4 protein-coding genes are annotated in these 1,613 nt (G+C 34.2%); 2 read left to right on the forward strand and 2 right to left on the reverse strand.

Features of this window, described 5'->3' with window-relative positions; translation table 11 throughout:
• Together WA010_RS12075 and WA010_RS12080 are read right to left on the reverse strand one after the other, a co-directional pair.
• The coding region (locus WA010_RS12075) for a hypothetical protein (RefSeq protein WP_422557365.1) at positions 1-194 on the reverse strand (194 nt) is incomplete at its 3' end.
• Entirely contained in the window at positions 191-853 is a 663-nt protein-coding gene (locus WA010_RS12080; protein WP_422557366.1) for a uracil-DNA glycosylase, read from the reverse strand. The genes WA010_RS12080 and WA010_RS12075, both read right to left, overlap by 4 nt.
• 170 nt (positions 854-1,023) lie before the next feature.
• Here WA010_RS12080 and WA010_RS12085 point away from each other — a divergent pair, with 170 nt between their 5' ends.
• Together WA010_RS12085 and WA010_RS12090 are read left to right on the forward strand one after the other, a co-directional pair.
• Positions 1,024-1,380, forward strand: a complete 357-nt coding sequence (locus tag WA010_RS12085) for a PepSY domain-containing protein (protein ID WP_422557367.1) — start codon at positions 1,024-1,026, stop codon at positions 1,378-1,380.
• Positions 1,377-1,613 (forward strand): hypothetical protein (locus tag WA010_RS12090; RefSeq protein WP_422557368.1); only part of this gene is annotated, 237 nt, incomplete at its 3' end. The genes WA010_RS12085 and WA010_RS12090, both read left to right, overlap by 4 nt.

A 1,613-nucleotide genomic window follows, 5' to 3' on the forward strand; every position in this document is an offset into this window, starting at 1 on the left:
ACATTATACGTTGATTGTGCATATTTTCCAATAACTTTTGAAGAAGTGATAATAGCAATTTTAATAGGATAATGAGAAGGCACCGATGATTCTTTTATCTCTAAATTATTGACTGATTTTTGGATAATAATATCTTTTGCTTCAAGAAAAAAGATGGAAACGAACAAGAGTATAAACGGACGTAAAAATATCATGATAGTTGAGCTTTAATAGTTTGTAAATCTCGCATAGCTTCTTTTTTCATAGAAGGATTCCGGATGAGATAAAGGGGATGAAATATCGGAATCAAACAAGCATTGCCAAACGGGATAATTTCTCCTCTTAGACGCTCAAATCCCTCATTATCACCGGTTAAAATTCGATAAGCATCTGCTCCTAAAAGGACGATTATTTTTGGTTGAATAAGAGAAATTTGTTTGGAAAGAAATCCTACACAGCTATTACATTCGCTTTGAGAAGGGTTTTGAAATCCAAAGGGTTTGCATTTTACTGCATGTGTAAAATAAACATCGTCAAGTTTATAATTCAAGACTTTTTCAATCATATCACGTAGCATAAGACCTGAACGACCGACGTAATATTCTCCAGACTCATCTTCAGCCGATGATACATATCCATCCACAAACATCAATGAAGCACGAGGATTACCATGACCACTCAAACTTTGGCGTCGTGATTTACTTAGATCACATAAATAGCATTGTGATATGGTTGCGTTCAGTGTATTTAATGAATCAGGAAGCGTTTTGGAATTCATTTGTGTATTTGGTGTAATCGGATCAACATAGGTATAACCCAATGCTTTTAATCGATAAAGGTTTTCTAGCAAAGCAAGATTTTGAAAAGAGTCCACAGGTTTCGCTTCTATAAATTTCAGAGAGTATAAGGAATGTGTGGTTAAAAGGAGATAAATTCCTATTGTCGTTGTTTTTACAAGAAAAATAGTTATTTTAAGCTCATGATTTTCTCATACTGGAAATATTACTATGCCAACATTAGATATTTTAATTATGGAGTTTTACAATGAAGGTCTTTTTAATTTTTCTTACTTGTTTCTCTTTTTCACTTTATGCTGCCATGGGTTCATCTGTTAGTGTACCAGTACAAAAACATCTAAAATATACCTTTGGAAATCATAAAAATCATCCAGTGCAAAAATTAGAAGAAGATCGGTACTTGCATTCGCTTGTATCCATGAATGAGGAAGAAATTAAATATAAACTATCTGCTCAAGGATATGTAGTCACCGGTATTGAAATCCGTAACATCGTTCGTGAAGTAGTGTATCAAGTTTATGCTACTGATATAGCCGCAAAAAAGATTCGATTATTTGTTGATCCTTCGAACGGTTTAATTTTAAAAATGGAACCGATACAATGAAACATCAATGGGTTTATATACTAACATGGATCCCTTTAGTAGGAATGAGCGCCACTTTTAATGAAATTTCTGAACGTGCGTATAGTGTCTCAGAAGGAATAATGCAATCCCAAGGGCATCTCAACACCATTGGTTTTGAAAAAGCATCCCTTATGGCTGAAGAGCCCATAGGTATCGAGACCTCAGCTCGAAAAATACGCTCTGACAATCATGCTGATAGTGGAATAGAATAT

Origin of the sequence: Sulfuricurvum sp. (assembly GCF_049305995.1) — a bacterium.
GTDB lineage: Bacteria > Campylobacterota > Campylobacteria > Campylobacterales > Sulfurimonadaceae > Sulfuricurvum.